Below are 5,385 nucleotides of genomic sequence, written 5' to 3' on the forward strand. Positions count from 1 at the left end.
AAGCCTTGAATCAACCACCGAGTCTCGCGTCAACCAATTTGTCCACGCCGCCTAGGAGCCTTTTTGCTTTCGACTCTGAAGTGAACATAAGGCGCTTGTATAGACGTCGCATGGTACCTAAATAAAGCTTTAGTTTCGCTGGTTAAATCGCTTTTTTAACATATGACTTTGTTCGAACAAATCCAAGTCGTGAACTTCTGAAACAGTTGCAACTCGTCGTATAGCTATTTTGTTTCCTATACTTTTCTGCTAGATGCGACACCTCAAGAAGAGATTCGGGGTCGAACATCCGTGCGGTTGGAAAATGAAGACACAGGACCTGCAAGTCCTGCGCAGGGGAGTATTGCCTCTACGCAAGCTTTTTTACATCCGTCACTTGCCTGTTTCATACTGTTGGCCAAGTTTTTGGGAACACCTGCTGATCCTGAGCAGATTGCGCATGATCGCGGGCGGGGAGATGATCCCTATAGTCTTGAAGACCTGTCGCGGATTGCCAGGAAACTGGGACTGATAGCGAGGCTCAGAAATGCCAATGTTGAAGAACTGCGCAAGGTCCCGCTGCCTGCGCTGATGGATAGCACTGACGGCAATGCGGCCATCCTGCTCAAGATCGAGGAAGACAGCATCAATCCGCGCTATCTCATCCAGCGCGGCGATGCCGAGCGGCCCGAGGTGTGGAGCGCTGCGCAGCTGGAGGAGCGTTTTGCTCGCCGCCTGCTGCTGCTCACCAGTCGCGAAGCGATGGCAGGCGAGAAGCGACCCTTTGACATCAGCTGGTTCATTCCGGCGCTGGTTAAATATCGCAAACCCTTACGCGATGTTCTGATCGCGTCTTTCTTCCTGCAACTAATGGGTTTGGTTTCCCCGATCTTCTTCCAACTGGTGATCGACAAGGTACTGGTGCACCAGTCGCTTACCACATTGGACGTATTGGCCTTCGGCCTAGCAGTGGTGCTAATATTTGAAACAGCCATGTCGGGTTTGAGGAACTGGTTGTTTGCCCACACTACCAACCGGGTCGACAGTGAACTTAGTAGCCGGATGTTCCGACACTTGCTGAACCTACCGCTCAGCTATTTCGAAGCCCGCCGTGTAGGCGACAGCGTGGCCAGGGTGCGTGAGCTGGAGAGAATACGAGAGTTCCTGACTTCCAATGCGGTGACTGTCGTGATCGATCTGTTTTTCACCATCGTGTTCTTTGCGGTAATGTTCATGTATTCGCCGTTGTTGACGCTGGTCGTGCTGCTCTCGATCCCGCTTTATGTGGCAATCTCGCTGTTCATCTCACCGCCCTTGCGCGACATGCTCGAAGAGAAGTTCCGCCGGGGGGCGGAGAACCAGTCCTTCCTGGTTGAAAGCGTCACCGGAATCGGCACCTTGAAAGCGATGGCGGTCGAGCCACAGATGCGCGACCGGTGGGAGAAGCTGTTTTCCGGCTATACCAATATCGGCTTCGATGTAGCCAAGCTTGCCAATACCGGCAGCCATCTCATCCAGCTGGTCTCAAAGCTGACCACGGTTGCCATCCTCTACTTTGGTGCAAAATCGGTGATTGCAGGTGACCTCAGCGTGGGCAGCCTAGTTGCCTTCAACATGCTCGCGGGCCGCGTGTCGGCACCGATCCTGCGCCTGTCGCAACTGTGGCAGGATTTTCAGCAGGTGCGGATATCAGTGGACCGTTTGGGCGACGTACTTAACGCGCCTGCCGAGCCTGAATACAATCCAAGTCGTGCAAGCCTGCCGCCGATTGCAGGCGCGGTGGAGTTTGACAAGGTCCGCTTTCGCTATCGCCCCGATGCCCCCGAGGCACTGCGCGGAATATCCCTGCAGATCGAAGGCGGCGAGATGCTCGGCATTGTCGGGCCATCGGGTTCAGGCAAATCCACACTGACCAAACTGGTCCAGCGGCTCTATGTTCCCGAGCAGGGCCGTGTGCTGGTTGATGGTGTCGACCTGTCGCTCGTTGATCCGGCTTGGCTGCGTAGACAGATCGGCGTGGTCTTGCAGGAAAATATATTGTTCAACCGCACGGTGCGCGAGAATATCGCGCTCGGCGATCCAACACGACCGATGGAAGCGGTGATCGCGGCTGCGCAATTGGCAGGCGCGCATGAGTTCATCCTGCAGCTGACGCATGGCTATGACACGGTGATTGACGAGCGCGGAGGCAATCTTTCGGGCGGACAGCGCCAACGCATGGCGATTGCCCGCGCACTCATCAACGATCCGCGCATCCTGATCCTTGATGAAGCCACCAGTGCGCTCGATGCCGAGAGCGAGGAAATCATCCAGAACAACCTTGCGAGCATTGCGCAGGGCCGCACAGTCATAATCATCGCGCACCGTTTGTCCGCAGTCCGCCAATGTAACCGCATCATTACGGTTGAAGGCGGAGAGGTGACTGAGATGGGGAGCCATGAAGAGCTTATCAAGGCCGGTGGCCGTTATGCGCAGCTTTATGCCAAGCAGATGGGAACTAAGCTATGAGCTTTGCTGACCGTTTTCCTGCTTTGGCGCATCATTGGGCGGTCCTTAAGACCAGCTGGAAACAGCAGGACGAGCGCGAGGCCATTGCCAAACCGCGCAGTGACCATGAGTTTTTGCCCGCAGCGCTGGAGATCATGGAGAAACCGCCAAGCCCCGGTTTGCGATATCTGATGCTCGCCCTGTGTGCGCTATTTGCCATCACGCTGATCTGGTCTTTTGTCGGCAAGGTCGATGTGGTGGCAACGGCCAGTGGCAAGGTGATCCCCAGCGGCAATGTGAAGGTGATTCAGCCAATCGAGATCGGCTATGTCCGCGCGATCCATGTGAAGAATGGGCAGCGCGTTGAGACGGGACAGCTGTTGGTTGAGCTTGATCCGACTTTGGCGGGCGCGGAAGCGGAGCAGGCAGAACAAAGCCTGCTATCGGCAGAGGTGATCGCTGCACGCAACGCTGCACTGCTCACGCATCTGCAAGGGCGCCCCGCGCGCTTTGTGGCACCAGCAGGAACGCCTGCAGAAATCGCCGAGACGCAGGCGAACTATGTGCGTACGGCGATTGCCGAATATGAGGGCGAGAAGGTAAGCCTTCAGCAGCAACGTGCGCAGCAACAGGCACAGCTTGCCGGTGCCGAAGCGGAGATATCCAAACTCACCCAGACCCTTCCTTTGGTCGAGAAGCAGCTCGAGGCTCGAAAGGAACTGGCTGACAAGGGCTACTTCTCCAAAATCCGCCTGCTCGAATATGAACAGCTCCGTCTTGAGCATATCCAGAATATCGAAGTGCAACGCGCCAAAGCGGCGGAAGCCCGCGCAGCGATCGGCAATATCGATGGGCAGCTGGCTCGTCTCAAAGGCAACTTCGGTAAAGGGGCAGTCACCGAGATGGCGGAAGCGCTGGAGAAGTCGGGACTGTCGCGTCAAGAGGTCACCAAATCACAAAGGCGCAAGGCGTTTTATGAGCTGCGCGCTCCAGTCTCCGGCACCGTTCAACAATTGGCGATCTCTACTATCGGAGGCGTGGTGCAGCCTGCGCAGGCACTGATGATTATCGTGCCTGACAGTGCAACCGCAGTCGTTGAGGCCAATATCCTCAACAAGGATATCGGGTTCGTCCACGAAGGCCAGCCTGTGCGGATCAAGCTGGAGGCGTACAATTTTACCGATTATGGTATCATTCCTGGTGTGGTTGAAAGCATCAGTCGCGATGCCATCGATTTGAGCCAGCCCGGACAGCAAATGGCCAAGGATCCCAATGGGCGCCCGATCCAGCAGGGACTGGTCTATGCCACCCGCATCCGCCTCCTCCAGCCCAGTATCCGCGTACGCGGGCAAGACCAGCTCATCGGTCCGGGACTTGCCGTTCAGGCGGAAATAAAGACCGGTGAACGACGCATTATTGACTATTTGCTATCACCAATGGTGCAAACTTTTGATGAAGCGGGACGTGAACGCTGAAAATAGATTGAAACTAAATATTCACTGTAAATTATACTTGACGAGCAAGTATCGCTCGCTAGCTTTGAGCACAGATGGTGGCGGATTGGATTCTGCTTTTTGGAGGCGCAATGAGTTTTTCTATATTTTGCGTAGTTCCTGATGAAAAACGTCACTTTTGGGTCACGAAGTTCGAAAATACGGCCTTTTTGTCCGTACTTGATTGGAATTATCATTCCGTAGTCAGTAATCGATATTCTCAGTCGCAGTACATTGCTGCAACCAATCGCGAAATTTTCTGTGAAAGGATGAACGCATGATCACGCGCAGGATTTTTGGCGGGCTGTTGCTGGGCGGGATGGCCTTGGTGGTTTCGGGGTGCGACGCGCTTGTCCGCCCTTCGACGGAGGCGCGCTATCGCCTGACTGTAGAAGTTGAAACGCCCCAAGGAATCAATTCCGGATCGAGCGTCATCCAATTGCGAGCAGTCAGTAACCCCGAATGGATGCGGCAATCGTCTGGGCGTACTGGAGGGATATCTTTCAAGGGCGAGGCAGTTGCTGTAGATCTTGGCAAAGGAAAAACGCTTTTTGCTTTGCTACGTGGGGAGACCAATGACGTCACCCCTTTCACATTCCTGCGGGTGGCCCAAGCTGTCGACATGGCTGACTATGGCGACGCCCGAGCGATGCTGGAACGGATGGGGCGCGGGCGCGACGTCAGAATATTGCCGCCGAAAATGGAAACAGGCTGCGCCGATGCCTTGAATTGCAGCATTAGCGCATACCCTCTCCTCGTTACCTTCAAGGATATCAAGGACCCGACAAGCGTGGAGCGGGTTGATCCCGACAATCTCGAAGCCAGTTTTGGCAAGGGCTATCGGCTGAAGGTCATCACCGTGCAGGTCACCGATGAAGAGGTGACGACAGGGATTGAGAAGCGGTTGGGGTGGCTAAAGAGCATCGGGCTGGAACGCGGAACTCTTAAGTCTAATCCGCCAAAGTACCTGGATGAAGTCACTGATCCTATTCAGTTAGTCGGACCGAATAGTTTTTCAACGGAGTTGTTTAAATGACATTGAGTCGTGATTTATTCCTCTCGATCCTTGCTATGGATGCGTACAATCGCGATTACGGCTTCGGTGTCAAAGTGGATGGTACCCAAATTGGCAACGCGCGGATTCGGTCTCGCGACGGACTAGGTATAACTGCTGATCAATATGCAAGCTGGCAAGCAACCGGCTTTTACGCGATCGCTTATGATGTTTCCGATGCGGAGATAGACGGCCTCTCGGGAACGGTGATTTCCTATCGGGGGTCGGATTATCAGGATACCAACGGCATCAGCCCCTTTTCGCGAGATATTTGGCAGGGGTGGAGCAACGGGGCAGGCTTTCCTTACGGGGGGCAATGAACCGCCCCGGGATTGCCGGAGGCCATTCAGCTTAAATTATGCTGCCATTGGC

Annotated in this window: 4 protein-coding genes; all 4 read left to right on the forward strand. The window is 54.8% G+C overall.

The features are described from left to right. The first annotated feature begins 291 nt into the window (after positions 1 to 291). The 4 genes from PKC81_RS14280 to PKC81_RS14295 all read left to right on the forward strand — a co-directional run bounded on the left by PKC81_RS14280 (position 292) and on the right by PKC81_RS14295 (position 5,333). The gene (locus PKC81_RS14280; protein ID WP_275401826.1) at positions 292 to 2,487 is read left to right on the forward strand and encodes a type I secretion system permease/ATPase; all 2,196 of its coding nucleotides are present in this window, start codon (positions 292 to 294) and stop codon (positions 2,485 to 2,487) included. Next, positions 2,484 to 3,941, forward strand: a complete 1,458-nt coding sequence (locus tag PKC81_RS14285) for an HlyD family type I secretion periplasmic adaptor subunit (protein ID WP_115548935.1) — start codon at positions 2,484 to 2,486, stop codon at positions 3,939 to 3,941. The genes PKC81_RS14280 and PKC81_RS14285 overlap by 4 nt, the downstream gene beginning before the upstream one ends. A 295-nt stretch (positions 3,942 to 4,236) precedes the next feature. Continuing rightward, positions 4,237 to 4,995 (forward strand): hypothetical protein, encoded by a 759-nt coding sequence (locus tag PKC81_RS14290; protein WP_115548934.1) that lies wholly within the window; start codon positions 4,237 to 4,239, stop codon positions 4,993 to 4,995. After that, entirely contained in the window at positions 4,992 to 5,333 is a 342-nt protein-coding gene (locus PKC81_RS14295; RefSeq protein WP_324337239.1) for a hypothetical protein, read from the forward strand. Before PKC81_RS14290 ends, PKC81_RS14295 begins: the two co-directional genes overlap by 4 nt. Positions 5,334 to 5,385 lie beyond the last annotated feature (52 nt).

The sequence above is a fragment of the Sphingorhabdus sp. genome (assembly GCF_035329025.1).
In the GTDB taxonomy this organism is placed as follows: Bacteria; Pseudomonadota; Alphaproteobacteria; order Sphingomonadales; family Sphingomonadaceae; genus Sphingorhabdus_B.